The sequence below is a fragment of the Amycolatopsis sp. NPDC003676 genome (assembly GCF_053587275.1).
This window is the reverse complement of sequence record NZ_JBSFNS010000295.1, coordinates 1-1408: the sequence shown is the minus strand read 5'-3', so window position 1 is coordinate 1408 and position 1408 is coordinate 1. Positions and strand designations below refer to the sequence as shown.

Genomic DNA, 1408 nt, shown 5'->3' with positions numbered 1-1408 from the left:
ACTAGATCAATTCCCACCTGCCACGGCTTCGGATGGATCTGCCCCACGCGAAAGAAGGCATTTTCCCAGTTCGCGCGATCGAGAAGGTGGACGGGGTGATCCGGTGGATTCTGGCCGATGAGATGAACGTGCGCGTTCTTCTTCTCGATCCCGTACACCTTGTACCCGCCGCCCGGGTCCGGTGGCGTTGTTCCGTCGCCTTGCCACATAGTTCGCTCATCCGGGGGATGCGGCTTCTCCTGGCAAACCCAGTGGGTCGGAGTTTCCCAGATGAGGAAGTCTCCGGGTGTGTTCAGCACCCATCGGAGATAGGCGATGACCTGTTCCCCGGTAGCCAAGCGGCCGTCATGAGGCATATCGCGTCCTTCGGTATCGGGCTGACACTGTTTCTACGGCTGGTCCGGTGGCGAGTGATATTCGACCTGAAGGTCATCGACTTGAACACCCTGTCGGGCAAGGCTGTCTACGACTTGTTCGGTGTAGCGCCGCGCCGGGCGGTAGTGGCTGCTCTGATCGCTGATCAGTCGAACGCGCCCCTGTCTGACATCGATCTCGCCGGCGCCGGCCGCCGGTTCACCCGCGAGGAAACTCGAGTGATGAAATTCGCCGAGCACGTGGTGCGGCGAGGAGTAGAGATCGCCGCTACCGTCCATCACGAAAATTGCCCGTCCGCCCTCGGGAGACCACAGCGTATGGGCATCGCTCGTATCGATCAGTTGCCCGCGAGCATCGTAGAGAAATCCATCGTGAACGATGATCCGATACGATTCCCGTTCGCTGGGTGTCAAGTACACGACGCGCTTGTCGCCCCATACGGAGTTTCCGGGTAGGTGCTCACCGCGAAAGTTTTCTTGAATCGGCGTCGTCGCGTAGTCCTCGGTGAACTGCTCCAGGGCATCGGCGCTCAGGCGGGTAACTCGTTGGGGATCAATTCGCGTGACGGACAGTAGTTCATCGATAACGGCATTCGGTTCGGGGTCGTGTGTCGCGTCGACGAGCACGATGTCGTCGCTGTCGTCCCAGAATGGGGTGAACATGCCGATAATTCTCCCCGACCGCATCTTCAGAGGAAGGAAGATTCCATACTCTGTTCCCCAGTAGAATCCGCGCGATATCCGGGCCTGGATGTCGTCTACGCTGGATGATATGCGCGCGATCGGAGTGGCGTCCTTGAAAGACGACACACTGTCTTCGGGCAAGAGGACATACGGTAGCGTCGGCCACGGGCGCATCTCGTCCATGCGTGCAACTACTCGACTCAAGAATTCCTGCAGTTCTGCTGTCCCCTGGGGCGTCTGCACCAGTGTTGGAAGGGGTGCCCCCGTCGCGAGGCAGGCCGATGTTGGCCGGGATGCTCACCGTCGCCAGCACGATGATCGGCGCCCACAGGTTCGGCAGCAGCTCACGG

At 60.2% G+C, this 1408-nt stretch carries 2 protein-coding genes; both read right to left on the bottom strand.

The window, feature by feature from the left end:
• The coding region (locus tag ACWDNU_RS45815) for a hypothetical protein (protein ID WP_449673445.1) at nt 1-356 on the bottom strand (356 nt) is incomplete at its 3' end.
• A gap of 33 nt (nt 357-389) precedes the next feature.
• Nucleotides 390-1241, bottom strand: coding sequence for a hypothetical protein (locus ACWDNU_RS45810; protein WP_449673444.1), 852 nt, complete (start codon nt 1239-1241; stop codon nt 390-392).
• Between the last annotated feature and the right edge of the window lie 167 nt (nt 1242-1408).

Coding starts and splice junctions, on each gene's coding strand:
- ACWDNU_RS45810 (WP_449673444.1), bottom strand. CDS start 1,241: ATGGACGAGATGCGCCCGTGGCCGACGCTACCGTATGTCCTCTTGCCC.